This window comes from Sutcliffiella sp. NPDC057660, from assembly GCF_042800035.1.
Classification (GTDB): domain Bacteria; phylum Bacillota; class Bacilli; order Bacillales; family Bacillaceae_I; genus Sutcliffiella_A.
In genome coordinates this window covers 237137-263540 of sequence record NZ_JBHVHV010000006.1, presented here as the reverse complement: position 1 = coordinate 263540, position 26404 = coordinate 237137, and the positions used below count along the sequence as shown (strand labels likewise).

Here is a 26404-nt window from a genome sequence, read left to right as displayed (position 1 = left end):
AATAATAATTCAAACTATTTAAAAAACATAGTAAAAAAGGTATGATAGTTAAATAAAGGTGATAATTCAAGATATTCGTTTAGCTAAACGAAGTATTTGATGTTATATAGAATCATCAGATTCAACATAGACTAAACATAGCAAACAGTTTGGGGGATCAAGACACATGGGGAAAGTTTTTTCTTTTTTAAAGCCATATAAGCTGGCAGTAGGGATAGCGCTGCTGCTGATGCTTACAGAGCTTATTGTGGAGCTGTTGCATCCACTCTTGATGGCTAAAATCATTGATGACGGCATTTTACAGGAGGACCTGGGAGTGGTCATGAAGTGGGGAGGCATCATGGTCGGAATGTCATTCCTGGCATTCCTGGCCGGGGTCATCAACTCCTTTTTTGCAGCACATGTTTCACAAAACTTCGGTTATGACATCAGGAAGGGGTTGTATGGGAAGATTCAATCCTTCTCCTTCGCAAACTTCAACCTTTTCCCAACGTCATCCCTTATCACAAGAATGACCAATGACGTGACACAGGTTCAAAATACCGTATTCATGAGCTTGCGCATCATGATGCGTGCGCCTCTATTGATTATCGGTGGGGTGGTCATGGCCCTGATTGTCAATTTCCAGCTGGCATTATTCCTTGTCATTGGAGTACCGGTTCTTTTTGTTTTTCTTATGTGGCTAATGAAAAGAGGGGGAGCGCTGTTTAAGGCGGTTCAGGAAAAGCTGGACGGCGTGAACAATGTGATGCGTGAAAACCTTGGAGGTATTCGTTTAATCAAAGCATTCTTGCGTAAAAATCATGAAATCAAGCGCTTTGACCATGCAAGTGAGGACTTGAAGGATCAGACTGTTTCCGCGCTGCGCTTGATGGAAATGACGATGCCGATTCTACTATTGATCATGAATCTGAGCATCCTGGCAGTCCTCTGGTTTGGAAGTGCAGGCGTGAATACCGGAAGTGTCCAGGTGGGGGAAGTGGTAGCGATTGTGAACTACGCAACGAGAATTACTGGAGCACTATCAATCATCTCCTTTATTATCATGGCATTTGCCCGTGCAAAAGCTTCAGCACACCGAATTGCTGATGTATTGGAGGAGGAAGTGGATCTTGTCGACAAGCAGGGAATTGAAGAGAAGGGTGCGGTGCTGAAAGGGGCTGTAAGCTTCCGTTCCGTTTATTTCCGTTATCCAAACACGGATACTCCAGTACTTGAGAACATCACGTTTGATGCGGAAGCTGGCTCGACCGTTGCCATCATGGGAGCAACCGGCGCCGGGAAGTCATCCCTGTTTCAGCTGCTGCCGCGATTATACGATGTGAGCGAAGGTGTCATTGCTGTTGATGGAAAACATATTACCGACCTGCCATTGAAAAATCTTCGAAGGCAGATCGGCTATGTCCCGCAGGAAGCCCTCCTTTTCTCAGGCTCTGTAAAAGATAACCTTGCATGGGGCAAAGAGGATGCCTCCATGGAGGAGATCATTCAGGCGGCAAAGGATGCGCAGATACATGAAACAATCGACCGTCTGCCTAATAAATACGAAACTGTGCTGGGGCAAAAGGGTGTGAATCTATCCGGTGGACAAAAGCAGCGCTTATCGATTGCGCGGGCTTTAATCCGAAAGCCGAAGATCCTGATGCTCGACGACAGTACCAGTGCCCTGGATTTGAAGACGGAAGGAAAGCTTTTGACGGCAATGAGGAAGTACGATTGCACCACTTTCATCATCACGCAAAAAGTTAGTACCGCAATGGAAGCCGATAAAATCTTGCTTCTAGAAGATGGAATGCTTCTGGAAGAAGGCAGTCATGAACATCTTCTAGCACATTCGACTCTCTATCAGAAAATTTATCAATCACAATTTGGAGCGGAGGTGGCAGAGCATGTCGAAGCGTATAAGTAGTAGTGCCGCTGTTCAGAATAATGCCAATCCAAAGCCGAAAGCAAAGGATTGGAAAGGGACTGTCAAGCGGGTCTGGATGTATCTTGGTGAGCGGAAAGGGCTGCTCTCCTTGGTGCTGTTGATGGTACTTGCAAGCTCTGCCCTAGGATTATTAGGCCCTTTCATTGTAGGAATGGCCATTGACAATTATATTGTGGAAAGAGACAGCACAGGACTTATCAACGTCCTGATCGGCCTTGTGTTCATCTATATCTTCTATTCGCTGTCCACCTGGCTGCAGAACTACTGGATGGTCGGGATTGCACAAGATACCGTTTATAAAATGAGGACTCAGCTTTTTCAGCATCTGCATAAGCTTCCGATTCCGTATTTTGATAAAAGACAGCATGGAGAGCTCATGAGCAGGGTGACCAATGATATGGAGAATGTCAGCTCCACCTTGAACAGTTCGGTGATCCAGATCTTTTCGAGTATCCTGACATTGGTCGGAACAGTTTCAGTGATGCTCTATCTTAGTCCGATTCTGACTTTGATTACGTTGGTGATCGTGCCTGTCATGTTCTTCGGATTGAGGTGGATCACTTCACGGACGGGGCCGCTTTTTAAACAAACCCAGCGCAATCTTGGAGAATTGAATGGTTATATAGAGGAGACCATTTCCGGTCAACGCATTGTGAAGACCTTCTCCCAGGAAGATAAAGTCATGAATGAGTTTCTCGAAAAAAGCGAACGCTTGAAAAAGAGTGCCTACTGGGCCCAGACCTATTCAGGATTCATTCCAAAACTGATGAATATGCTGAACAATTTGAGCTTTGCCATTATTGCTGGAGTGGGAGGAATCATGGCATTGAATGGTATGGGAATAACCATTGGGGTCATCGTCATTTTCGCCGAGTACTCCCGTCAATTTACAAGGCCATTGAACGATCTTGCCAACCAATTCAATACCCTGCTGTCGGCGGTTGCCGGGGCGGAGCGGGTATTTGACGTTCTCGATGAAGAGGAAGAGGCAAGTGATGAAAAAGAAGCGATCGAACTGGAAACGGTTAAGGGTGAAATTGAGTTCATTGACGCGTCATTCTCCTATGACGATGATGATACAACGATAAAAAATATCAGTTTCCACGCATCCGTCGGGGATACAGTCGCGTTCGTAGGACCAACCGGAGCTGGGAAAACGACGGTAATCAATCTGATTTCACGGTTCTATGATCTGGACAGCGGCATCATCCTGCTTGATGGTCATCCGATCAATAGGATTAAGCGGTCAAGCCTGCGTAAGCATATGGCATTCGTGCTGCAGGATTCGTTTCTGTTTGAGGGAACGATCCGTGAAAATATCCGTTATGGAAAATTGACGGCGACCGACGAGGAAGTGGAAGAGGCGGCAAAGCTTGCCAATGCCCATACATTTATCAAAAAGCTGCCTGGTCAGTACGATTTTAAACTGAAGCAGGATGGCAGCGGTATCAGTCAAGGGCAGAAGCAGCTGCTTTCCATTGCGCGGGCGGTGCTAGCCAACCCGACAATCCTGGTGCTCGATGAAGCGACAAGCAGCATAGACACCATCACGGAAATGAAAATCCAGGAAGCCCTGCAGCGCCTGATGGAAGGCCGAACAAGCTTTGTCATCGCGCACAGGTTGAACACGATTCAACAAGCGGATCAGATCCTTGTTCTGAAAGAGGGCGAGATCATCGAAAAAGGCTCCCACGAGGAACTGCTGGAGGAGCAAGGTATTTATTACGAGCTGTTTACGAGTCAGTTGAAGAAGGAAGTCGGTTAAGGAGAGTCCAGTGTGTCGTCGGTTGTTGGGGGCGATGTGCTGGGTTTTTTTTATGTGGTTTAATGTAATTTTTTGTAAAGTGGATAGATTAACAGGTGGAGTGGATAGAATAATTGGAATTTTGGATAGATTGTTCAGCTTTATGGATAGATTACTAAGTGAAGTGGATAGATTTACCGCCAAAGTGGATAGATTACTAGGATAGTGGACCAGGCACGCTTCCACACTCGGTCAGATGATTCGTTAAGATCTGTGGTATTACACAACTTTGTTGAATCGAAAGGAACTATAGTCCCGATATCCAATACCATTTCAACAAAACACTACAAATTACCCAAAACACTACATTTTCTTTTTCAAAATAGGATTATTCCCTCAAAATTAAGGGAAAAGGACTATGAATAAAATAATAGATTATTCGAATTTTATTGAAAATAACTAGGTCAGGTGGTGAAGAGGTAACAAGTTTGGGTTGATTTGAGCATTGTGTATTAGTACAATTTGCTTTATAATTCAAAAACATAGAAAGAAAATTCTAAATATTATGAGTGGTGAGGGGGATGTCATTTGGATTGGTTTAACAGTTTTTTGGAAAACTGGCAAGAGTGGAAGCTTGAGCTCCAAGGTGCATTTGAAGACGTAGCTGGGATTCTCTGGAGTACACCGATGATTGTATTCTGTTTGGGTGTTGGACTTTTATTTACAATTCTTACTAGAGTGGTACAGGTTAGACTTTTCAAGGATATGATCAAGAATATCTTCTCCGGGGAGAAATCAAGCGCTGGTGTATCTTCCTTCCAGGCATTGGCGATATCATTATCGGGACGTGTGGGAACTGGTAACATTGCAGGTACGGCAACGGCCATTGCGATGGGTGGACCTGGGGCGGTGTTCTGGATGTGGACGATTGCGTTTATCGGAGCTTCCAGTGCCTTTATCGAATCAACATTGGCGCAAATCTATAAAGTGAAGCAAGACGGTGAATACCGGGGCGGTCCTGCTTATTACATAGAAAAAGGAATCGGTTGGAGATGGTATGGAATCCTTTTTGCAGGCTCTGCGATTCTGGCAATGAGTCTTCTCATGCCCGGGGTTCAGGCATTCGCTATTGGGGATGGTCTAAGCAATGCGTTCGGTGCCAATAAAACATACGTAGGAATCGGATTGGTCCTGGTTATTGCACTCATCATTTTTGGTGGCGTAAAGCGTATTGCAACGGTGGCACAGTATGTTGTACCGTTCATGGCTGTTGCCTATATTCTCGTTTCTCTGTATATCATTGCGGTTAATTTTACCGAGCTTCCTGCAGTATTCGGTTTGATCTTCCGAAGTGCATTTGCATTTGATTCCGCGTTTGGGGGGATTGTCGGGATGGCGATTGCCTGGGGTGTAAAACGAGGCATCTATTCAAATGAAGCTGGTCAAGGGACCGGACCGCATGCAGCAGCAGCGGCAGAAGTGTCCCATCCGGCGAAGCAAGGGTTGGTACAAGCGTTTTCCGTTTATATCGATACGTTGCTTGTATGTTCAGCAACGGCATTCATGATTCTTTTCACAGGAATGTACAATGTGGAAAATCCTGAAGGCGGCTTTATCGCCAACAACCTGGGAGCAAATGTAGAGGCGGGACCTGCCTATACACAAGCGGCCATTGAATCCGCCATACCAGGTTTCGGTGCAGGATTTGTAGGTATTGCCCTGCTGTTTTTCGCCTTTACGACCATCATGGCCTACTACTATATCGCAGAAACGAATGTGGCTTATCTTGTACGTGGACGAAAAAATGCCATTCCAATGTTTCTGTTAAAGGTAGTTCTCCTGGCATCCACATACTATGGTGTGGTAAATAACTCCAAGATCGCTTGGGCTTTAGGTGATATTGGCCTTGGTATCATGGTCTGGCTGAATCTGGTCGCCATCTTGATCCTCGCCAAGCCTGCATTAAGAACTCTGAAGGATTATGATCAGCAGAAAAAGCAAGGACTTGATCCGGTCTTTAATCCCGATAAGCTGGGAATCAAAAACGCTGAATTCTGGACAGAAGACTACCAACAGGAAAAGAAAGAAAATGTATCCTAACATAAAAGCGGCAGGCCCTGTTTAACAGGGACTGCCGCTTTTTTTGCTTATACCGTTTCCAATTGAGGGACTACCGGCTCTGCACTAGGCTTTCCAATATAATACCCTTGAGCATAGTCGATGCCGATTTCTCTGCAAAATTCCAATTCTTCCGCCCTTTCGATTCCCTCTGCCAAGACTTTAATGCCGAGCTTTTGGGAGATCTCGAGCACGTTCTTTAAAAAGAGCTGATTCTCCAGGTTCGTATCGCAGAACGAGACATAGGATCGATCCACCTTCACAAAATCAGGCTGCAGCTTCTGAAGGACATCCAAAGTGGAGTATCCGGAACCTACATCATCCAAAGCGACCTGCATTCCCGATTTTTTGTAGGTGGTAAAAATGGATTCCAGATGTTCGATATCGGAGATTTTTTCCGATTCCACCACTTCAAACACAAGCTGGTCGGGAGAAATGCTATGCTGGTTCACGATGTGGAAGGTATGCTGCAGGCAATACTCCGGGTTATAGATGGAAGAAGGGAGAAAATTTATAAAAAATTTCACTTCTGGCGGTACACCGAGCTTGCTGCTTGAGACGATCGAGAGCTCCCTTGCTTTCTGGTCCAGATAGTTATGCAAATTTGACTCTCTGGCAAATTCAAAGAGCTTGAATGGGGATATGGGGCTCCCGGCTGATACAGGCCGCAGCAGGCATTCATAGGCAAAAATTCGATTCTCATTTTGCAGGTCGATGATAGGCTGAAAATGGGTGGAAAAGGAATTGCCGGCTATCAGATTGACAAGTTCATAGTTTTGCACCATCAACTCTAAGGAAGAAAGAGAAATAAAGCCATTCATCGTGGCGGTTTTCACTTTTGTTTGGTCGGATGCCCCTTTTTTCTGGAGCTTCAATATGTGGTCCGCCAATTCTCTATATGTAGTATATGGATACTGCTCAATCTCCCTGGATCGTTTGACAAAAAATGTTCCGCTTTCTTCGATGGGACTTGGAACCCCGCAATCGATACAATGCATGGTGACTTCCTCCTTATATGGTTCTTAGGATAATTTTACTATTATTCTTACAAAATAGAGAGTTAATATCGTGAAAAGTAGAATTAATGGTCTGTATGGTGTGAAAGAGAAAGAAAGTTATCGAATGCGAATGAATGAACAAGGGATTTCCCAAAACCTGTCGAACATAAAAGCTAGTAAGTTATCTTTAGAGATTTTAGAATGGAGCCCTCTCTCATGCTTGCAGAAAAACTACTCTTACATGTATTGATCATATTGGCGCCGGTATTAATCTATTATGTTGTCTCCGAGAATAAAAGGGTAAGTGGTTCTCCGTATTTTATTGGAGTGCTCCAGGGGGCTTCGGCAAGTCTTTGCTTGCTCTTTGCATACTATGATTATGGACTATACTGGGACTTGCGATATATCCCGCTTGTTCTGGCTGTCTTGTACGGAGGTCCAAAGGCTGGGTTTATTGTCCTGGTGGCCATCCTCGGGACAAGGACCTATATGGGGGGAGATGCCCTGCTTTTTGGCTATATCAGTGCACTGCTATCAGCCTTGGTGCCTTTCTTGATGGTGAGGAAGTTTAATAGGCTCCGAACGAAAAAGAAACGGATCACACTATCGGTTCTTGTCGGACTTTGGCCGGACATCGTGATGCTCAGCATTCTCCTTGCCTTCCTTTTTACGCAGCCAGAATTTAGTGGTGGAGCAGGCCTGCTGTTGTATATCCTGCCGTTCGGTCTGATTCAGGTGATAGGGGTTGGATTTGCTTCCATGCTTCACGAAGCGGTACTGGAGAGGGAGCTGATGAAACGCGAGATCATGAGGGCGGAAAAATTGAATACCCTTGGAGAGCTTGCCGCGTCCATTGCTCATGAAGTCAGAAATCCTTTAACGGTGGTGAAGGGATTCCTTCAGCTCATGCAACAAGAGGATAGGAAGTACCCTTATATCCCGCTTGTCCTCAGCGAATTGGGAAGGGCGGAATCCATCATCAATGATTATCTGAACTTTGCCAAGCCCGAATTCAAAAAGATAGAGCAGGTAAATCTGGCAGAATTGATAACAGAGGTCATGATACTGTTGAACCCCTTGGCAATCAAGAACGGTGTCTCTCTTGACAGCTATCTTGAAAAGAATGTCTATATGGATACCGATAAAAACCAGCTGAAGCAGGTGCTCGTCAACATTATAAAAAATGCAATCGAGGCCACTCAGCAAGAGGGCAGAGTGTTTATCAAGCTGCTTGTCAGCAATAACGAAACGATGATCATCGTCAAGGACAATGGAAAAGGCATGTCGAAGGAACAGCTCGCACGCATCGGAACTCTATTTTATAGTACAAAAGATAAAGGGACCGGACTTGGTACAACGGTCTCACTGCGTATCATAGAAACGATGAACGGGAAGGTGTCCTATGCAAGTGAATTGGGGAAAGGAACCGAGGTCAAGGTTGTGTTTCCTGATTTCACAAGAAGCAAGGAGAAAAAAATGGTGCAGTCCGTATAGCAGGATTGCACCATTTTTCGTCTTTACAGCTTTTCAAGAGGTTTATCCGCAGGGCCCTCGAGTACCTCACCATGAATCGAGAATCTCGAGCCGTGACAAGGGCAGTCCCAGCTTCTGTCGCCATGATTCCATTCCACCTCACAGCCCAAGTGGGTACAGGTCGTATCAACACAGTGAAGTTCGCCTTTTTCATCCTTATAAGCACCGGCACGGCGGCCATTAAGAGAAACCACACCTCCCTCGTCCAAGCCGAGTTCATCCGGAGTTTTCGTTGGCTGGTCAAGCTTTCCTTCCACCAAGTGACTAGCCACATCCATATTGGTGCTGAAAAATTTCTTCAAGGAAGGATCAGCAACAAAGCGGGAAGGAGTGAAGAGATCCTCATACTTATTCTTCTTTCCGGTAACAAGGTCCTGTAACAGCAGTGCCGCTGCAGTACCGTTGGTCATCCCCCATTTGCGGTATCCGGTAGCAATGAATATATTCGATTTTCCGGATGTAATCCGCCCGATATACGGAACTTTATCAAGCGTATAAAGATCTTGCGCGGACCAGCGATAGGCAATATCCTGGATGCCAAAGACTTCCTCTCCAAAATCCTTTAGCGCCTGATAGTGCTTCATGGTGTCCTTGCCTTGTCCCGTTTTATGGCCATCGCCGCCTATCAGGAGATACTTCTCACCATTAATTGTGACAGAGCGCAAAGACCTCGTCGGCTGTCCGGCACTAAGATACATGCCACCCTGTAATGCCTTATCCGTTTTAGCTGCCACAACATAGGAACGCTCGGCATACATTCTTGTGAAGAAAAAGCCTTTCCCATCATAAAAAGGGAAGTGGGAGCATGCAATCACATGCTTGCACTTGATTTTCGAGCCCCCCTTTGTTACTACACGCAGCTCAGTCGATTCTTCTACATCTGTAGCAACCGTCTGTTCGTAGATCTTTCCTCCTTTTTCTACGATAGCTTCCACCAGGTACTTCAAATATTGAAGGGGATGAAACTGAGCCTGATTTTTCATTACCAACACGCTTTTGGTTGGTACGGCAAAAGGGACCTTCTCATTCAAATCTGCAGGTATACCAAGCTTATGATAGGCATCCATCTCCATCAGGACTTTCTTGTTATCCTGTTCGGTAGTGGCATAGATCATCGCATCCTGGTCGCTGAAGTCACATACCATATGCTTTTGGTTTACAAGGTCTCGAATATAGTGAAGCGCATCATTGTTTGCTTCATAATATAACTTCGCCTTTTCCTGTCCGATATGCCCAATCAGCTCATCGTAAATTAATCCATGCTGAGCAGTCACTTTTGCCGTTGTATGTCCTGTCGTTCCATTTAATATCTGATCGGCATCAAGCAGAACGACGTTATAACCATCCTGGACAAGCTGATAAGCGGTGGTGATTCCCGTAATACCAGCCCCGACAATACAGACATCCGCCTCTGTATCTTCTTTTAATGGAGAAAATGACTGAAGGGAAGCAGACTCTCTCCAGTATGGTTCCGGACCCTTTGGCAACTTTACGAATTGATTTTGTTCCGACATGGTGTAAATCCTCCTTGAAAAACAAACATGTACATAATTTTTCCAAAAGGGAAGAAATTCATGTATGTATTCCTTTTTTTCTCTCAAGTAGGGTAGAATGAGAAAAGAACCATGTGAAAACCCCATTAGAGGGTGATAAAGGAGAAATATATGTCTACAACCGTAATAACAACTCTACAACCATTCATTCAGGAAAACTGGAATAAAAGTGAATTCAACAGTCCAACTCCTATACAAGATAAAGCCATACCGGCAATTCTGGAGGGCAAGGATGTACTGATAGAATCACCCACAGGTACGGGGAAAACCTTGGCCTACCTGTTGCCTATCATCGAAAAAATAGAGCTTGGCAGGCAGCATCCGCAGGCCGTTATCGTAGCACCTTCAAAGGAGCTTGCCATGCAGATTTTTGAACAGATCCAGAAGTGGACGGAAGGAAGCGAAATTATCGGTGCTTCCTTTATCGGTGGTGCCAATGTCAAACGACAGCTGGAAAAGCTGAAGAAGAAACCGCAGATCCTTGTCGGGACGCCTGGCAGACTGCAAGAGCTGATTCAGATGAAAAAGATCAAGATGCATGAAGTGACGACCATCGTGATGGATGAGGCGGACCAGCTTTTCATTCCGGAACACACCAAAACGATCCAGAACATCCTCAAGTCGACCATGCAGGAAAGACAGCTGCTGTTATGCTCCGCAACCTTAAAGGACGATACGGAAAAGCAGGCCCTTCAGTTTATGAGAGATCCATTTGTATTAAAGGTTACAAAAGATGAGATGGCCCCTTCAAAAGTGGACCACATATATGTAATTGTCGACCAAAGAGAAAAAGCGAATGTCCTGGCAAATATTCTGCGTGAGGAAAAGAATATCAAGGCACTTGGGTTCGTCCGCGACATCGGTAATCTTGCTGTCCTGACCGAGAAGCTGCTATTTAAAAAGTTCAACGTCGGTTCCCTCCATTCCGAATCCACCAAGCAGGAAAGGGAGACAGCATTGAAGAATTTCCGAAAGGACGAATACCCTGTCCTGCTTGCAACAGACGTAGCGGCAAGAGGACTCGACATCAAGGAACTCAGCCATGTCATCCACTATGACCTGCCAGAGGAAGTGGAAAGCTATGTACATCGCTCCGGTCGAACAGGAAGGCAAGGTGCGGAAGGAAAGGTCATTTCCATCGTGTCGGAAAGAGAAGAACGCAAACTGAAGCAATTTGCCAAAGACCTTGGACTGACCCTTCATAAAAGAGTCATGTTCGGCGGCAGGCTGATCAAGGAAGAGGACATGAAGCCCGTGAAAAAAGGCGGATTCAAAAAGAAGCCCCAAGCTGGCAAGACAAAAGCGAAAAGAAAGTAAGAAAACGAAAAACTGTCTCATATGAGGCGGTTTTTTGTCATTTACTCAGATGGAAATATCCGACATGTTTCATGTGAAACCACAATTTCCCGAGAAATGATGACAATTTCCTTACCTATCCCATAGTTTCAAATTCATATATTCGTAATAAAGAAGGGGTCTTGAAGGCGTTACTAGATATCACCAAACCATTTATCTAAGATGCATACGAAATTCGACAGAGAGCTGAATGATAACACTATATCTTATAGACCGCCCCTGTTGGTTGCAGTGCAAGGGGTGAGACTCCTGCGGCAGTAGCGTGTCAAGGGAGACCCCACAGGTGCTTTAGCACCGAGGAGGCTCCCGAGACCGCCCGCGGAAAGCGAACCCCTGGAACGGAAACCAACAGGGTGTTCAAAGTATCCACTCCATTTTCAAGTAAGCTCCCTTGATTAAAACTTCAAAAATCCGATGATAACCACCCCCCTATTATTTAACATTTGCCGAAATATGCCGTATGATAGGGAAAGAAAGCACAATCAAGGAAAAAGTTACTACCAGATAGAGTGCCAGATTAAAAGGGAGATTTCACATTTATACAAGAAACTATTGTAAAATGGTGAAAGAATAGTAGTTATGGAGGCTATGTCGACATGTTCTGTCACAACTGTGGATTAAAAGTTGCTTCTGATGCGAAGTTTTGCTCCAATTGCGGTGCGAATTTGAGAGAAGAAGATATACATAAAAATGACAATGAAATATTGGAAGGTAGAGGAATAGATCGAAACAGGAAAAAAGGCGGAATGATCATCCCCTTCCTGCTTCCTTTAGCGGCTTTTTTGCTTCTCGTCGGGTCCTTAAGCTGGTTGTACTTCCATGAAACGAAAGTGAATGCAGATGTTATTGCACTGAAGGATACCGCCGAAGAACTTGCCTTAGAAGGTAAGTATGAACAGGCGAAGTCGAAGCTGTCCTCGGCTATCGAGTTAAGGCCGCGATACTATGTGCTTCAAAACAATCTCGAGGTCGTCATGATCGCAGAGGAACTGCAGGCTGAAATGGAAAATACCAATACCCTGATTAAAGATAAAAAGTTTGAAGAGGCTGAAAAGGAACTTGCCCGTTTGAACGAAAAGATTGCCAAACTGAACGGTCCGTTGTTCCAGCCGATCAAAAAAGAGCTTGCCGAAAGGGATACGATGATTAAGGTCGGTAAAATCAATGGTGAACTCGATCAGCTGAAAACGGTTGATGAATTGGCAAGAAAGCTTGCCGTGCTTTCCGCCATTCCTTCAGAGGAAGGCAAAGCGGTGAAAGAACAGATCTTGAATCGGATTGTACAAATCACGACAACCGATGCGGAAGCTGAGCTTGAGCAGAAACAATTTACAAAGGCCATTTCTTTAACGGATAAAGGGCTGCAATATGCCATCAATGACAAACGACTGTTATCATTGAAAGAAAAAATCGAACAGACCAAGACAGAGTTTGAACTGGCGGAACAGGAAAGAATCGAAAAGGCGATGGAGGCTGCAGCAAAAGAGGATCTGAAGAATCGAAACGCGGCACTTGAAGTGGTAGGTTTAAAATATGTAGAAGACGATGCCGGTGGAATGACGATAACCGGTGAAGTGAAAAACATTGTCTCAAAAACCGTTTCCTCCATCACCGTCTACTATAATATATTGAGTAAGGATAAAACGGTACTCGATACCGGGTTTACCACCGTTTATCCATACAAATTGCCACCCGGGGAAAAAGCTAAATTCGAAGACTATTATTATGGTGTTTTTGAAGATGTAACAGTCGAGATAGAGAATATGACATGGCTTGTCGAAGAGTAAAGTAGGTGCAAGGATGAACAAAAGATGGATAGTGAGTATCATAGTAACCCTGGCTCTTATAGGAGTTGGAACATATGGGTACTTTTTTATCAAACAAGGAGTTCCAAAGCAGCTGACAGCACAGTCGAGCTTATATATAGAAACAAAACCTGAAGTAAAAGAGCTGGTGCCACAGGAATTGAAAGAGATTATTTTCGAGTCCCAAAAGCTGGTGGTGAAAATCGAACTGCCGGACGGTTCCTTTGGCTCCGGGTTCCTTTATAACAATAAAGGGGATGTCATCACCAATGCCCATGTCGTACCGAATGCGAAGGATGTAAAGGTCGTTACAGCCGACTCCAAAGAGCTGACGGGACAAGTAATCGGAGTCAGTGTCGATACGGATGTAGCTGTAGTCCGGGTTCCGGAACTCGAAGGAACGGAGCCTTTAAGACTGGCGAAAACGAAAAAAGCGGAACTTGGGGATGAGGTCATCGCCCTTGGAAGTCCGCTTGGATTTCAAAATACGGTTACGACCGGTATCATCAGCGGCGTGGGACGCAGTTTTGAAATAGATTCCTTTAAATATGAGGATGTCTTTCAGATCTCTGCTCCCATTGCACCGGGCAACAGTGGCGGCCCCCTTATTAATACGACTACTGGGGAGGTCGTAGGGATCAATTCTGCAACAATGGATAAGGGAGTCATCGGCTTCAGTATTCCACTCGGCAATGTCATTTCCTTATTGGAGAGCTGGTCGGAATCTCCGATGCAGTCCTTGCCGAAAATTGGTGGAGACGCTCCAGGAAACAATACCGGAACAGAATCCACGAATGAGGATGTTGCAACATATCTCGTAAACTATTTCTATGAAAGCTTGAATTACCGGGATTATGTCACAGCATATTCGTTACTGGGAAGCAGCTGGCAATCCGAAACCGCCTATGAAGATTTCAGGGAGGGCTATCTTGATTTCCTCACCATCGAAACAGAGGACCTGCTAACCAAAAAGGTCGGGGATAAGGTGGAAGTCGTCACGATCATAACCGTACAACAGCGCTCGGAAAGAGGCGTAACCTATAAAAAGTACAAGGTGAAATTTGTATTGGGCCTTGAAAACGACCAGATGAAAATCCTCTCGGAAGAAAGAGAAGAAGTAGAATAGTGGCAAAGAGGCGTAAGACTGCTTTTGGCAGCTTGCGCCTCTATTTTGGTTGCTATTTTCGCAGAAATTGTTGTTTTGACGTTTTCGGTGTATGAGATATTTTACTTTTTAAAAAATGCGTTGTTTATCTAGGTAAATAGCAACAGACTTTACGAAAAGAGCTTTTTTAATTGATTATCCTTTTTGCACCAACGATGACATTCTCCCAATATGGTGAGAGGCTGGTTATGGACACCTTTTTATCAATGCGTGAGGTATGCAGGATGGTGTGGTTGCCGAGATAGATGGCAACATGGCCAATCCGCTCGAGGCCATTTTTCTTTTTTCGCTTTGGTGTGGTGAAAAAAAGAAGATCGCCCTCTTTTAACGATGATAGAGGAATCGCACGGCCGACCTGAAACTGCTGGCGTGAATTCCGCGGGAGGCTGATTCCGTGTTTCCCGTAGACGTGCTGGACAAACGAGCTGCAATCAAATATATCATGTCGTTTAGAGGGAGCTCCAAATACATAAGGAGTTCCTCTATATCTTTTACCAGTCCTGATTATTCTTTTTGCTAACATGCTTATCTCCTTTCCACTTTCCCTCTACTATCTAGTAAATGATGGGAGAGGTTAATTGCTTGGACAAAATGAATCCAATTTTGGAAAAGGATTTGATTTCATCGTGGAGAATTCCATTAGAAGGAGGAGAGGCTGTTGAATCAGGATACAAAATTAGCAAAGTTTCTGGACTTTTTAGAGGTTGGCGTGGAAGCCCCGACGCTAGCCTATCTTAATAAGCTTGTGGAGGCGCATCAGATGAAGGTGAGATGGGAGACCTTCACGAAATTCATTGATTTTGAGGAAGGAAAGAGGGAGAACTACTATTTGCCTTCGATCGATTCCTATCTTGATAGAGTGGTGGACCAAGGAACAGGCGGTACCTGCTGGACATTGGCACGGGGATTCCATTATGTATTGGATGCGCTGGGGTTTCAGGTGGAATATCTGTATATGGACCCGGGTCATTTATGCTTGCAGGTGATGCTGGATCAACCTTATTACGTAGACATAGGATATTGCGCACCGCTATATAGGGCCTACCCCTTGCACCATTCATTTACAGCGGAAAATGAATTGGAGGTATTCCGGTATGAGGTCCGTGAAGAAAACATTCTCGTGTCACGTGAACCTGGTCCGACAAAAACACTCGGAAAGAATCCGGTAACATTTGAAGAGCTGATTCCGTATATCCTGCACTCCCATGATTGGCAGGATGGCTTTGCTTTAAGACATTTGAAGGTTTTCGGATACATAGATGACAAGCCGTACCAAGTGAAAGAAAACAAGCTCATCACTTTTCATGAGAAGAAAATGATCGAGGAAGAATTAACGGCTGAAGAGATCCGCTACTGGATAGAAGAGAAGTTCAGGATGGACTTTTTTCTCTATGAACGGGCGAAGGAGATTTATGACAAAAGGAAGGGCTGAGGCGCACAGGTGAGTGCTGCTTCGGCTTTTTTGTAAGTGGTGGCCGCCATTGCGCTGAATTTTTGGAAACACACTTTAAAAACACTTCTCCGCAGCGGAAAAGTGCCTTAGTTTCAATTGGAAACATCCTGGTTGTTTGCAGAACACCTTCTTTTATCAAAAATAGGTAATCAGAAAGCCCTTTCTTTAGGCTGGAGCAACGAATCTATCCACTTTGTGCCATAATCTAGCGAAAAGCCCCAACAATTTATCCACTTCTTGCCATATTCTATCCAGACCGATCGATAATCTATCCCAAAGGACCATTATTCTATCCACTATACAAAATATGGAATAGAGATGCGCCACTCCGAAACACAGTTAACACCGCATACTCTATTTTTTCCCTTTAAACAACAACGTCATCACGAAAATTACCGCTGCCAAGCTGTACGCGACATAGGATACATTGCTGTATGCCTCCATATTTTTCACACCGATCCCGATGAAGGCCCAGACAAACACCAACGGATAAACTCTGTCACGGTTCGCCAAGTTGAACCAGATGGCAAGCAGGGTAGCCACAACGAGCATGATAATCGTCCAAGTCACATCAGAAAGTCCAAACCCGTCCCACTCGAGATACACCAGTACATAACTGATATTGGCGATGGTTGCGACACTGATCCAGCCAAGGTAGATGGAAAATGGCAGACGGTCAAATAGACCTGGGTCTGATACCTGCACTTTTTTATAAAGTCCAATCAGTGTGAGCAATAAGCTTAGCATGACAGCGACGGTTGTAACGAAAAACTCATAATGCCATAGCACCACCCATGCACTATTGAGAAGGCAGCTCAACACGAATAAAGTGCTAGTGGTCTGATAGATAGGCAGATTTCGTCGGCCTTTAGGGAACTGCCGGATAATCCAAACTCCAAGTAGCAGGTAGATGAGACCCCAAATGGAAAATACATAGCCTGCCGGGGTAAATAGCACATTCAGTCTATTGGAAATCTCGCCAGTCGTTTGGCCATTCAGAGGCAGTGCATTTGATAGATAATTCACCAGCACGACTATTAGAAAAGCAATCACATTGAGCCATAGCTTCATTCGCTAACCACTCCTTTCATCTCTCTTTCTATACTATTCCTTAATAGAGAGAGACATAACCATCGGGATGTTCTAAAATAAGATTAAAAACATTTGTAGGAACAGGGATGAGAAAAGTGGATAAATTGATGGAACTGTATGAAGCAGAAGGAAAGTTGAACCTTATATCCGGGGGGTATCAGAATACAATCTACGAGTTTGAAAAAGGAGAAGATGCTTACATAATGAGGGTATCTGATACTGAGAGGAGAACGAAGAAGCAAATAGAGGATGAGGTGGAGTGGCTGCTCTTTTTAAAAGAGAATGACATTAAGGTAGCTGCTCCTATAAGAAATGTGCACCAATCCTATGTGGAGGGCTGGCAAAAGAATCATGTCATTGCCTTCCAAAAGGCCAAGGGGAAACAGGTAGACGTGTACAATATGTCTGTTTGGAACGAAACATTATTTGAAAAATGGGGAAGGTTGATTGGCAAGCTGCACCGACTTAGTTCGGAAAAGCCTCTGGCATTAAAAAACCGTCCTGCATGGACCAGTGACAATCCCGATCTGCTAGGATTAGGAAAGAGTCTGGAATCAAAAGAGATGAGCGTTGTATACAAAAGGTTGCTAGGAAAGCTGCAAGGCTTTGAAAAGAAGGAGACAACATTCGGCCTCATCCATAACGATCTCCATCAAGGGAATTTCTTCTACGATGGAGAGGACATCACCCTTTTTGACTTTGATGACTGCGCCTATCATTGGCATGCGTATGACATCGCAGTGAGCTTTTATCATGCCTATTGGCAGGGAACGTCCGCCAATCCGGAGGCAGTGAGCTTTGGAGAAGATTTCATGAGGGATTTTATGGCTGGATATAAAAAAGAGTATAGTGTCGACAAGGATATTCTTCTTCAGATTCCTATATTTTTAAAAATAAGAGAGCTGTTTCTCTATGCATTGTTTATGGAAAAATGGAATCTGAACACGTTAGAGGAGTGGCAGGAATATACGATACACCAACTAAGGGAGTCCATATTGAAAGAAACGCCACACAGCGATATCGATTTTCTGCAATTCCTCTGATAGCAGGTAGCAATATTTATGAACTTGTCTCATATGATGGAGAATGGGTCACATCGGATAAGCCTTTTCCATGAAGAGAGGAGAACGTTCATGAATAAGTTTTTTAAAGCTGTGCTGCTGCTTGCCATTGCCGCTTTCTTGGGAGAAAGCTTGGAGTTCATTGTGAATATGGTACTGGCCAAACAGCTTGGGGAAGTGGGCATGGGTCTCTATATGTCTGTATTGCCTGTCATTTTTCTGGTTGTGGTAATTGCGAGCCTGGAGCTGCCGATTTCCATCTCTAAATTTGTAGCGGCAAAAGAGGAGAAATACCATAAGAGTATGCTATCGCATGCCATGAGGCTGACAGTCGGATTCATGATCAGTGTCATCTGCCTGACAGCGGTCATTCTTCCTTTCATTTCAGTATTCGACCAGTATCACCCGTTGGTCAGATGGATGATCCTGTTCATGATTCCCATCATCTCCTTTTCGTCCATTGCGCGGGGCTATTTTATGGGACTTCATCATATGGGAAAAATCGCGATATCGAACTTTTTGCGAAAAGCGGTTCAACTGGTGCTGCTTGTTCTCGTCTATCATTTCTTCCATTTCTCGATGGAGCTTGCGATACTCATTGCCATCTGCACCCTGGTGTTCACTGAGCTGATTGTCTGCGTCTATTTAATGTACATGTACATAATCCAGTTTCGTGAATTGAAGAAGCAGCCCAGTACCAGCCTTAATGCCAGACATGTACGCAAAAGTCTTTTGGAAGTATCCATCCCTACAACAGGAATGCGGATATTTCACGCGGTCACCAGTGCGATTCAGCCATTTTTGATAAAAATGGCGCTGTTAAAGGCGGGACTAAGTGAAACGATTGCCCTCGAGGAGTTCGGTTTGTTGGCAGGGGTAGCCCTGACAATAGGATTTTTTCCTGGATTTATTGCTCATTCCTTTCTGATAGTCCTGATTCCGACCGTTTCAGCTTCCCATGAAAATGGTGATTATCCAAAGCTGCAAAAGCTGCTTCAACAGGTGATGGGACTCACTTTTCTTTATGGAATCCCGGTTGTGATGGTGTTCTACCATTTTGCCATACCGTTGACGAACATCTTTTACGAATATTCCAAGGCCTCGTCCTACTTGCAACTGCTGTGGCCATATTTTCTGTTTCACCTCTTTGTCATTCCGTTGCAGGCCTACCTGATCGGCCTTGGTTTGATAAAGGATGCCTTTTTGCATTCCATCTGGGCGACCCTGGTTTCCTTTGCTTTGATTTTCATATTAGGCTCGATGGAATCGCTACGCATGACAGGAGTAATACTGGGAATGAATACGGGCATTGTGCTGCTGACCTTGATGCATTATTTGACGGTCTGCCACAAAATAAAGGTCACCCTATGGTTGAAGCATGCCGGACCGCAGAAAATTGGATAGTTTCGCAGAATAGGAATTTTTAAACGAACGTTTGTTTAAGGGGAATGCAAAAACCTTGTGTGCCTTGGCTGAAAAGTTTTTTTGTGGAAATTACCTTTTAAAAAGGGGTTTTCGCGATAGTTTTCAAAATAGGGGGGAGAGGCAGTGTTTTGGGGCTGAATCTCTCTTTTTTCTTTTTCAGGATAGGTATTTTTAAACGAACGTTTGATTAAATGTAGATCAGAATTCATGTGTGGCGGGGCGGAAAAGTATTTTGGAGAAAATAATTTTTAAAAAAGGGTTTTTGATATAATTCTACATGAATAAAGGCAACGTTTTAGCTGGTATGCTTCGAATCGTGATGAAAGTCGGAATTAAGTTTAGCAAGCAGTAACCTGAAAAAACTTACCACATACCTATTATTTCTTTTCCAAAACAAATCAGTATACAATAGAGGGCAAGGAATTCAATTTTGAGGTGGACATGTTGTCAGAAAAAAAGCAAACTCTCCTTCAGAAGGCGGAGGAATTTATCAAACAGTGCTATTCCGAACTTGAAAAGTCATCGGAAGAGCTTGCCCTGAGGCTAAAGGAAATAAAAGATGATATACAAATCAATGGAACGTACGAGCATACATATGAGGAATTGGAGCATGGGGCGAAAATGGCTTGGCGCAACAGCAATCGCTGTATTGGCCGGCTGTTTTGGAATGCGCTTCATGTAATCGATAGAAGGCTTTTGGACAACGAAGAGACAATAGCGAAAGCACTCCTTCATCATATCGATTTTGCCACAAATAAAGGGAAAATCAGGCCAACGATTACTATTTTCAGAGAGAGGAAGGAAGATAGGGAGATACGAATCTTGAACCACCAGTTGCTGAGGTATGCGGGCTATGAAACAGAGCACGGGACAATCGGCGACCCTGCCTCGATTGCTTTTACGAAGGTTTGCGAGGAGCTTGGCTGGGAGGGCGCGCGATCTCATTTTGATATTCTGCCCCTAGTGGTGCAGATTGATGGAGGCAATCCGAAGCTGTTTCCGATTCCAGGGGACATTGTGTTGGAAGTCCCGATTCAGCATCCGGAGCTTCCGCAGTTTCAAGATCTCCAGCTGAAATGGTATGGAACGCCTCTCATTTCCGATATGAGGCTTGAAATCGGGGGGATTCTCTATACGGCAGCTCCATTTAATGGCTGGTATATGGAAACGGAGATTGGTGCGCGGAATTTTGCGGATAAAAACCGATACAATATGATTCCAAAGGTCGCAAGCATCATGGGGCTCGATACGACCACGAATGCAACGCTATGGAAGGATAAGTCGCTGATCGAACTGAATGTAGCTGTCCTGCATTCCTTCAAGAACATGGGGGTCAGTATCGTTGACCATCATACTGCAGCGATGCAATTTCAGCATTTTGAACAGCAGGAAGCGAAGAGCTGCCGCCATGTAACCGGGGAATGGGCGTGGCTGATCCCGCCTGTTTCACCGGCTGCGACGCATATTTTCCACCATTCCTACGAGGACAGGATAGTTACTCCTAATTACTTTTATCAAGAGAAGCTCTATTAAAGGAGGATCAGGATGAAAATAATTGTGGCACCGGATTCCTTTAAAGGGTCCATGACAAGTGTGGAGGCAGGAAAGCAAATCAAGCGAGCCATTCTCGAGGTCATCCCGGATACGGAAATTGTCGAGCTTCCGATGGCAGACGGAGGGGAAGGAACGGTAGAAGCTGTTCTGCAGGCGATTAAAGGGGAAATGGTGCAGACACGTGTCCACGATCCAATTGGCCGGGAGATGCTTGCAAGCTTCGGATGGCTGCCGGAGAAGCAGGTGGCCGTCATCGAAACAGCTGCTGCGTCTGGACTGCCCTTGTTAATAGGAGACGAGCTAAATCCTCACGCAGCCTCCTCTTTTGGAACAGGGAAAATAATCGGACATGCGTTGGAAAAAGGAGCGAAAACGATCATTCTTGGCCTGGGAGGAAGCGCCACGGTGGATGGAGGCGTCGGGATTCTGCAGGCGCTTGGGATGAAGGTGTTCGATACAACGGGTAATGAGCTGGACCGAGTTGGCGGAGAGCTTTGGAAAATAGGGCGATTGGACTTGACGGGTATCGATGCGAGGTTGACAGTCGTGAAGCTGATTATTGCCTCTGATGTGACGAATCCGCTGCTCGGTTACGAGGGAGCCATTCGGATCTTTGGCCCGCAAAAGGGTGTGAAGGCTGAGGAACTTGAGTTGTTTGAGGCTGGAATGGCTAATTTCGCAAGAGTAGTAGAAGCGGCGACCGGGACGAGCAAGATGGCGGAGCTTCCGGGAAGTGGAGCAGCAGGGGGAATAGGTTTCCTGCTGAGGTCTGTTATGAATGTTGAATTCAAGAGCGGATTGGAACTTGTGCTGGAGCTTGCAAATTTCGAACAGCATCTGAATGGTACCGACCTGGTCATTACAGGGGAAGGCAAGATTGACGCGCAGTCGGCCTATGGAAAAGTGCCTGTTGGTATTGCGCGGATCGCTCTAGCCAATAGCATACCTGTCATCGCATTTGCGGGAATGGTGGAAGAGAGTGCGGAGAAACTGGTGCAGGAGGGAGTCACCCTCGCACTTCCGATTATTGATGGGCCGATGACTTTGGAAGAGGCGATGGCTGCTGGTCCGGAGCTTTTGTATAAAGCGGTAAAAAGTTTTCTGCAAATCTATCATCTAAGAAGCTAGCAAAGGGGCATCTAACGGGATGCTTCTTTTTTAATATTTCTCCCCAAAAATTTCTGATATAATAGGTAGTGGAATTAGAGGATTTAATGTCAGGAAAGAGAGTGAAATATATGGGTCGTAAATGGAACAATATCAAAGAGAAGAAAGCGGCGAAGGATGCCAACACTAGCCGTGTCTATTCGAAATTCGCTTTGGAGATCTACGTAGCGGCGAAGCAGGGCGAGCCGGATCCAGAGTCCAACATGGCGCTGAAATTCGTGCTTGAACGTGCGAAGACCTACAATGTACCGAAGAACATCATCGACCGAGCGATTGACAAAGCCAAGGGCGGCGGTGAGGAAAGCTATGACGAGCTTCGATACGAAGGTTTCGGTCCGAACGGCTCCATGATCATCGTGGATGCCTTGACAAACAACGTGAACCGTACAGCTTCCGAAGTGCGGGCAGCATTCGGGAAAAACGGCGGAAACATGGGCGTAAGTGGATCCGTATCCTACATGTTCGATAATACTGCAGTCTTCGGTATCGAAGGAAAAACTGAAGATGACATCATGGAGATCCTGATGGAAGCGGACCTTGATGCACGTGACATCTTTGAAGAGGAAGAGTCTGTCATCATCTATGCCGAGCCGGACCAATTCCATGCCATCCAGGCAGCACTCAAGGAAGCTGGAATCACGGAATTCACCGTAGCGGAATTGACAATGCTTGCCCAGAATGAAGTGGAAATTCCGGAAGATTCCGTTGCACAATTTGAAAAGTTGATTGATGCATTGGAAGACTTGGAGGATGTTCAACGAGTTTATCATAATGTGGATTTAGGGGAATAATGAAAAACGAGTATGTAACCGTTAGAGGTTCATACTCGTTTTTTATGTAATTCATACATTCCTAGATAGCTTCAGCGCAATTTTTTCGAGTCTGGTATCCTGCTCTGTAAGTTTCAATTTTTCCAGAACCGCCATCATAAATTCATAATGGGCATACCCTTTACTGGTAATGATTTTGTTGTTTACATATACATCTGAGTCCATATACGTTCCTTCGGCAAAATAAGAGGAAAATAAGTCTTTGACATGCGGCATGGTGGTGTAGTTTCCAACAATCAAACCTGAAGCTCCTAGTAGAACAGCAGATGCACAGCTCGCAGCAATCAAGCCGTTAAAGTTTTCAAGAAAGTTGTGTAGATCTCGGTTTTCTGCTAAAGATGGAGTAATTTCCCCGCCTGGAATTAAGATCATCCGGTATTTATTTGAATCTGCAGCAGAAAACGATGACGCTGCATGAACATCCAGACCTCCGTCCGTTGAAACAGGTAATCCATCATGTGTTAGTGTCTCCATCTCCCATCCATTATCTTTTAGAAACTTCTGCAGTAATGTCACCTGCCAGATTGCACAGTTTTCAAATAGAACACATGCGAACTTTCCCATCTAATCTCCGCCTTTGTCAGTAAGATATTTCTAATTCTACAGTATTATTTTGGAAATAAAAGACTGAACTAATAGTGGAATTATTGGTATACTTGATTTATAGAGATTAAAATTAAGCCTATTCTGTATACTTTATAGCTTTGGATAGGAATTGCACAAGTGACGTTTCCTGTAGATTTCCGCTCCGGAAACAAGATTCACTGGGAGTCTTGTGTGCTCCGCTAGCCTGCTTTTCTTTTACTAATTCTTTTATTTACTAAAAGAACAAAATTAAAATACTAAGACGGCCAGGCCCAAATATTTTTTTCTACAAACCGAGGTGAATATCTGTGAAGCTGAATGAGGATTCCCAATACATCAGGGCAGTCAATCTTAAGAGAGACCATATATCCGACTATGATTCCTTTCCACTTAATCTTCCTCTCATCCGGAATTTCGAAGAGTTGAAATTTCATCCTAATGTCACATACATTATTGGTGAAAACGGCATGGGGAAATCCACCTTACTCGAGGGAATTGCCATCTCTTTTGGATTTAATCCGGAAGGAGGCACACTGAATTTTAATTTTTCAAGCTATGACTCCCATTCGGATTTGAATGACTATCTTCGTTTAATAAAAGGGGTAAATAGAGCCAGGCATCATTTTTTCTTTAGGGCCGAAACTTTTTATAATGTAGCAACCAACATAGATGAATTGGATAAAGAGCCGTCTGGGGGCCGCAGAATTATTGATTCATTTGGCGGGAAGTCATTGCATGAACAATCACATGGGGAATCGTTTTTTGCAGCATTTATGGAGCGATTTCAAGGTAATGGTATATATATCCTGGATGAGCCTGAAGCAGCTTTGTCTCCGCTAAGGCAGATGTCCATGCTCGCCAGAATAAATGAGCTTGTGAATCAAGGCTCGCAATTTATCATTTCTACGCATTCACCTATTATCATGGCCTATCCACATGCGTCTATTTTTGAAATCACAGAAGATGGCATGCACGAATCATTATTGGAGGACACAAATCACTATTCGGTTATGAAACAGTTTTTTGAAAATAAGGATCGGTTACTATATCATCTATTTCAATAATCTACAGACACAATGGCAGGGTCCGAACCTGGAAAAGTAAACAAAAAAGAGCAGCCCCATAGTCCGGTCAAAAATGACCGATTCTTGGGGCAGGCTCTTTTTTACTAGATTAATTAAGTCGCAGCCTTCTGCAATTTATGAAGGAACGTCAAAGATTTCCCTGTTCCAATTGCAACAGATTCCAAAGGATTAGGAGCTATATAAACAGGAACGACAATCTCGTTGCTCAACCATTCCTGCATGCCATTCAGCAATGCCCCGCCACCAGTGATGATGACACCTCTGTCAACGATGTCCCCACTCAGTTCCGGTGGGCAATCCTCTAATGTGGCACGGATTGCTTCAAGAATGTGCAGCAGAGATTCTCTGATGGATTTTTGAATTTCAGTAGAATGCAATTCAATTGTTTTCGGTAAACCTGTAACAAGATCACGGCCGCGGATTTCCATTGACAATTCTTCGTGCTCGACTAATGCATAGCCGATTGTCATCTTGATCTGCTCAGCTGTACGTTCCCCGATTAGAAGGTTGTAGTTCTTGCGCACGTGATGAACGATATCCTCGTCAAACTGGTCTCCGCCAACACGGATGGAGTTACAGGAAACAACGCCACCATAGGAGATGATCGCCACTTCAGTTGTTCCACCGCCGATGTCGACAACCACGTTTGCCACTGGCTCGTCTACAGGGAGATCGGCCCCGATTGCAGCTGCTACCGGCTCTTCAATCAGATGAACATGCTTCGCGCCGCAATTTTTCACGGCATCCTGGATCGCTCTGCGTTCCACTGATGTTGAACCGGATGGTGTACAAACTACCACACTTGGTTTACGGATGGAGAAGCCCATCGCTTTTCCTGCTTGTTTCATGATTTGTTTAAGCATGCTGGTGGTGATGTCAAAATCTGCGATAACACCATCTTTTAAAGGTCGAACGGCAACGATTCTGCCAGGAGTTTTACCAATCATATTCTTTGCTTCTGTTCCTACTGCAAGAACAGCCTTAGTTTCTAAATCAATTGCCACTACGGACGGTTCATTGAACACGATCCCTTTAGTTTTACTGTATACCAGCGTATTCGCTGTACCTAAGTCAATACCAATTTCCGTTGTTGAAAACATAGTCACTTCACCCAATCATTCTTTTAGTTTAGGTCTCTTATATACGTTCTAAGAATTATGTCGTTTTGTGGGGGTAAAAGTAATAGAATAATATGGTAATCTACTTCTTGTAAAAATAAAGAAGAATACTAGTCTTTTCTATTTACTTGATTTTTCCACTCCTTCCACCTAGATGTATACCCTTTAGTGGGAAATATAGTCATTTTATGGTATATTGGAGAAAAACCAGCGGGGAATCGTGCCTATGTCTTTTAAAAGAAAAATAGAGGAAAGTACCGAGGAAGAGTTCTTTTCCTTGGATCGAATAATCACCTACTTCTTAATAGCCTGTACACTAATCATTGGGGTATTAACCTTCCTACTTTTCCATGATGGAATTTCTGTAAATAAGGAAAAAAGGATCAGTGAATACATCTCCACTTCGGATAGGCTTCTGAAGGAAACGAAACTGCTTACTGAACCTTTAATGCTGTATGCGAACGGGGAGAATAACAGTTTTACGTTAGTGGATGAGGACCTGGAATCCCTAAAACAAAGAATGGCAGAAGGCAAAGGGCTGGATGCACCCCGGGAGTTTCTTGAACATAAGGACACGATGAATGCCATATTGGCAGAAAGGTATGCAGCCTTTTACGGCTATTCTCTTGGAAACCGTTCCCGTACGGCTGCAGAAGCGAAGTTTGCGGGAATTGATCTGTTGATGGAAGAAGAGAAAAACAATTTGATAGCAGCAATGGATCAAGCGAAAATCAACTATGAGCTATTAGAGGATGGAACCATCCGTTTTTATTTTAAATCTTATTGATTGCACACAATGCGTCTTTCGCGTTGTGTGCTTTTGTTTCCTTGA

22 protein-coding genes are annotated in these 26404 nt (G+C 44.4%); 16 read left to right on the top strand and 6 right to left on the bottom strand.

All coding sequences use genetic code 11. The features are described 5' to 3' along the window. Positions 1–166: 166 nt before the first annotated feature. The 4 genes from ACFVAD_RS08805 to ACFVAD_RS08790 all read left to right on the top strand — a co-directional run bounded on the left by ACFVAD_RS08805 (position 167) and on the right by ACFVAD_RS08790 (position 5774). Positions 167–1909, top strand: a complete 1743-nt coding sequence (locus tag ACFVAD_RS08805) for an ABC transporter ATP-binding protein (protein ID WP_386638283.1) — start codon at positions 167–169, stop codon at positions 1907–1909. Continuing rightward, positions 1890–3695, top strand: coding sequence for an ABC transporter ATP-binding protein (locus ACFVAD_RS08800; RefSeq protein ID WP_386638280.1), 1806 nt, complete (start codon positions 1890–1892; stop codon positions 3693–3695). Before ACFVAD_RS08805 ends, ACFVAD_RS08800 begins: the two co-directional genes overlap by 20 nt. 52 nt (positions 3696–3747) lie before the next feature. Next, on the top strand, positions 3748–3900 hold the full coding sequence (locus tag ACFVAD_RS08795) for a hypothetical protein (protein ID WP_386638277.1): 153 nt from the start codon (positions 3748–3750) through the stop codon (positions 3898–3900). A 461-nt stretch (positions 3901–4361) separates the two neighbouring features. After that, on the top strand, positions 4362–5774 hold the full coding sequence (locus ACFVAD_RS08790; RefSeq protein WP_386638339.1) for an alanine/glycine:cation symporter family protein: 1413 nt from the start codon (positions 4362–4364) through the stop codon (positions 5772–5774). Between the two features lie 47 nt (positions 5775–5821). Here the strand turns inward: ACFVAD_RS08790 and ACFVAD_RS08785 are convergent, their stop codons facing one another. After that, positions 5822–6790: an EAL domain-containing protein gene (locus ACFVAD_RS08785; RefSeq protein WP_386638275.1), complete on the bottom strand. Its 969-nt coding sequence runs from the start codon at positions 6788–6790 to the stop codon at positions 5822–5824. Between the two features lie 216 nt (positions 6791–7006). Here ACFVAD_RS08785 and ACFVAD_RS08780 point away from each other — a divergent pair, with 216 nt between their 5' ends. Next, positions 7007–8284 carry an ATP-binding protein gene (locus ACFVAD_RS08780; RefSeq protein WP_386638272.1) on the top strand — a complete coding sequence of 426 codons (1278 nt, stop codon included), beginning with the start codon at positions 7007–7009 and terminating at the stop codon, positions 8282–8284. A gap of 23 nt (positions 8285–8307) precedes the next feature. Here the strand turns inward: ACFVAD_RS08780 and ACFVAD_RS08775 are convergent, their stop codons facing one another. Next, positions 8308–9837: an FAD-dependent oxidoreductase gene (locus tag ACFVAD_RS08775; RefSeq protein ID WP_386638269.1), complete on the bottom strand. Its 1530-nt coding sequence runs from the start codon at positions 9835–9837 to the stop codon at positions 8308–8310. A gap of 150 nt (positions 9838–9987) precedes the next feature. Here ACFVAD_RS08775 and ACFVAD_RS08770 point away from each other — a divergent pair, with 150 nt between their 5' ends. The 3 genes from ACFVAD_RS08770 to ACFVAD_RS08760 all read left to right on the top strand — a co-directional run bounded on the left by ACFVAD_RS08770 (position 9988) and on the right by ACFVAD_RS08760 (position 14163). Beyond that, positions 9988–11193 carry a DEAD/DEAH box helicase gene (locus tag ACFVAD_RS08770; protein ID WP_386638267.1) on the top strand — a complete coding sequence of 402 codons (1206 nt, stop codon included), beginning with the start codon at positions 9988–9990 and terminating at the stop codon, positions 11191–11193. A gap of 635 nt (positions 11194–11828) precedes the next feature. Further along, positions 11829–13019, top strand: a complete 1191-nt coding sequence (locus tag ACFVAD_RS08765; RefSeq protein WP_386638264.1) for an FxLYD domain-containing protein — start codon at positions 11829–11831, stop codon at positions 13017–13019. 13 nt (positions 13020–13032) lie between these two features. Further along, positions 13033–14163, top strand: coding sequence for a S1C family serine protease (locus ACFVAD_RS08760; protein ID WP_386638261.1), 1131 nt, complete (start codon positions 13033–13035; stop codon positions 14161–14163). A 166-nt stretch (positions 14164–14329) separates the two neighbouring features. Here the strand turns inward: ACFVAD_RS08760 and ACFVAD_RS08755 are convergent, their stop codons facing one another. Then, entirely contained in the window at positions 14330–14725 is a 396-nt protein-coding gene (locus ACFVAD_RS08755; protein ID WP_386638259.1) for a C40 family peptidase, read from the bottom strand. Positions 14726–14860: 135 nt separating this feature from the next. Between ACFVAD_RS08755 and ACFVAD_RS08750 the strand changes: the two genes are divergently transcribed. Next, complete coding sequence (locus ACFVAD_RS08750) at positions 14861–15634, top strand: arylamine N-acetyltransferase (RefSeq protein WP_386638256.1); 774 nt, start codon at positions 14861–14863, stop codon at positions 15632–15634. Positions 15635–16009: 375 nt separating this feature from the next. Here ACFVAD_RS08750 and ACFVAD_RS08745 read toward each other — a convergent pair whose 3' ends face one another. Then, on the bottom strand, positions 16010–16726 hold the full coding sequence (locus ACFVAD_RS08745; RefSeq protein WP_386638253.1) for a tryptophan-rich sensory protein: 717 nt from the start codon (positions 16724–16726) through the stop codon (positions 16010–16012). Between the two features lie 107 nt (positions 16727–16833). On the opposite strand from ACFVAD_RS08745, the gene ACFVAD_RS08740 reads away from it, so the two are divergent. The 5 genes from ACFVAD_RS08740 to ACFVAD_RS08720 all read left to right on the top strand — a co-directional run bounded on the left by ACFVAD_RS08740 (position 16834) and on the right by ACFVAD_RS08720 (position 22745). Next, complete coding sequence (locus ACFVAD_RS08740; protein WP_386638251.1) at positions 16834–17790, top strand: phosphotransferase enzyme family protein; 957 nt, start codon at positions 16834–16836, stop codon at positions 17788–17790. 90 nt (positions 17791–17880) lie between these two features. Further along, positions 17881–19212, top strand: coding sequence for a polysaccharide biosynthesis protein (locus ACFVAD_RS08735; protein WP_386638248.1), 1332 nt, complete (start codon positions 17881–17883; stop codon positions 19210–19212). 462 nt (positions 19213–19674) lie between these two features. Next, positions 19675–20766, top strand: a complete 1092-nt coding sequence (locus tag ACFVAD_RS08730; protein WP_386638245.1) for a nitric oxide synthase oxygenase — start codon at positions 19675–19677, stop codon at positions 20764–20766. 12 nt (positions 20767–20778) lie between these two features. Next, positions 20779–21915: a glycerate kinase gene (locus tag ACFVAD_RS08725; RefSeq protein WP_386638242.1), complete on the top strand. Its 1137-nt coding sequence runs from the start codon at positions 20779–20781 to the stop codon at positions 21913–21915. A 110-nt stretch (positions 21916–22025) separates the two neighbouring features. Beyond that, a complete protein-coding gene (locus ACFVAD_RS08720) occupies positions 22026–22745 on the top strand; it encodes a YebC/PmpR family DNA-binding transcriptional regulator (protein WP_386638239.1) in 720 nt (239 codons plus the stop codon). A gap of 51 nt (positions 22746–22796) precedes the next feature. On the opposite strand, the gene ACFVAD_RS08715 is transcribed toward ACFVAD_RS08720, so the two are convergent. Beyond that, complete coding sequence (locus ACFVAD_RS08715; RefSeq protein WP_386638236.1) at positions 22797–23348, bottom strand: DJ-1/PfpI family protein; 552 nt, start codon at positions 23346–23348, stop codon at positions 22797–22799. A gap of 329 nt (positions 23349–23677) precedes the next feature. Here ACFVAD_RS08715 and ACFVAD_RS08710 point away from each other — a divergent pair, with 329 nt between their 5' ends. Continuing rightward, a complete protein-coding gene (locus ACFVAD_RS08710) occupies positions 23678–24433 on the top strand; it encodes an AAA family ATPase (RefSeq protein ID WP_386638233.1) in 756 nt (251 codons plus the stop codon). Between the two features lie 113 nt (positions 24434–24546). Here the strand turns inward: ACFVAD_RS08710 and mreBH are convergent, their stop codons facing one another. After that, on the bottom strand, positions 24547–25554 hold the full coding sequence (mreBH, locus tag ACFVAD_RS08705) for a rod-share determining protein MreBH (RefSeq protein WP_386638230.1): 1008 nt from the start codon (positions 25552–25554) through the stop codon (positions 24547–24549). Positions 25555–25798: 244 nt separating this feature from the next. Here mreBH and ACFVAD_RS08700 point away from each other — a divergent pair, with 244 nt between their 5' ends. Continuing rightward, a complete protein-coding gene (locus tag ACFVAD_RS08700) occupies positions 25799–26359 on the top strand; it encodes a hypothetical protein (protein ID WP_386638227.1) in 561 nt (186 codons plus the stop codon). Positions 26360–26404: the final 45 nt, after the last annotated feature.

Bases quoted from the DNA above. Each gene is read 5' to 3' on its own strand.
- ACFVAD_RS08805 (WP_386638283.1), top strand. From the start codon at position 167: ATGGGGAAAGTTTTTTCTTTTTTAAAGCCATATAAGCTGGCAGTAGGG.
- ACFVAD_RS08800 (WP_386638280.1), top strand. From the start codon at position 1,890: ATGTCGAAGCGTATAAGTAGTAGTGCCGCTGTTCAGAATAATGCCAAT.
- ACFVAD_RS08795 (WP_386638277.1), top strand. From the start codon at position 3,748: ATGTGGTTTAATGTAATTTTTTGTAAAGTGGATAGATTAACAGGTGGA.
- ACFVAD_RS08790 (WP_386638339.1), top strand. From the start codon at position 4,362: ATGATTGTATTCTGTTTGGGTGTTGGACTTTTATTTACAATTCTTACT.
- ACFVAD_RS08785 (WP_386638275.1), bottom strand. From the start codon at position 6,790: ATGCATTGTATCGATTGCGGGGTTCCAAGTCCCATCGAAGAAAGCGGA.
- ACFVAD_RS08780 (WP_386638272.1), top strand. From the start codon at position 7,007: ATGCTTGCAGAAAAACTACTCTTACATGTATTGATCATATTGGCGCCG.
- ACFVAD_RS08775 (WP_386638269.1), bottom strand. From the start codon at position 9,837: ATGTCGGAACAAAATCAATTCGTAAAGTTGCCAAAGGGTCCGGAACCA.
- ACFVAD_RS08770 (WP_386638267.1), top strand. From the start codon at position 9,988: ATGTCTACAACCGTAATAACAACTCTACAACCATTCATTCAGGAAAAC.
- ACFVAD_RS08765 (WP_386638264.1), top strand. From the start codon at position 11,829: ATGTTCTGTCACAACTGTGGATTAAAAGTTGCTTCTGATGCGAAGTTT.
- ACFVAD_RS08760 (WP_386638261.1), top strand. From the start codon at position 13,033: ATGAACAAAAGATGGATAGTGAGTATCATAGTAACCCTGGCTCTTATA.
- ACFVAD_RS08755 (WP_386638259.1), bottom strand. From the start codon at position 14,725: ATGTTAGCAAAAAGAATAATCAGGACTGGTAAAAGATATAGAGGAACT.
- ACFVAD_RS08745 (WP_386638253.1), bottom strand. From the start codon at position 16,726: ATGAAGCTATGGCTCAATGTGATTGCTTTTCTAATAGTCGTGCTGGTG.
- ACFVAD_RS08740 (WP_386638251.1), top strand. From the start codon at position 16,834: ATGAGAAAAGTGGATAAATTGATGGAACTGTATGAAGCAGAAGGAAAG.
- ACFVAD_RS08735 (WP_386638248.1), top strand. From the start codon at position 17,881: ATGAATAAGTTTTTTAAAGCTGTGCTGCTGCTTGCCATTGCCGCTTTC.
- ACFVAD_RS08730 (WP_386638245.1), top strand. From the start codon at position 19,675: ATGTTGTCAGAAAAAAAGCAAACTCTCCTTCAGAAGGCGGAGGAATTT.
- ACFVAD_RS08725 (WP_386638242.1), top strand. From the start codon at position 20,779: ATGAAAATAATTGTGGCACCGGATTCCTTTAAAGGGTCCATGACAAGT.
- ACFVAD_RS08720 (WP_386638239.1), top strand. From the start codon at position 22,026: ATGGGTCGTAAATGGAACAATATCAAAGAGAAGAAAGCGGCGAAGGAT.
- ACFVAD_RS08715 (WP_386638236.1), bottom strand. From the start codon at position 23,348: ATGGGAAAGTTCGCATGTGTTCTATTTGAAAACTGTGCAATCTGGCAG.
- mreBH (WP_386638230.1), bottom strand. From the start codon at position 25,554: ATGTTTTCAACAACGGAAATTGGTATTGACTTAGGTACAGCGAATACG.
- ACFVAD_RS08700 (WP_386638227.1), top strand. From the start codon at position 25,799: ATGTCTTTTAAAAGAAAAATAGAGGAAAGTACCGAGGAAGAGTTCTTT.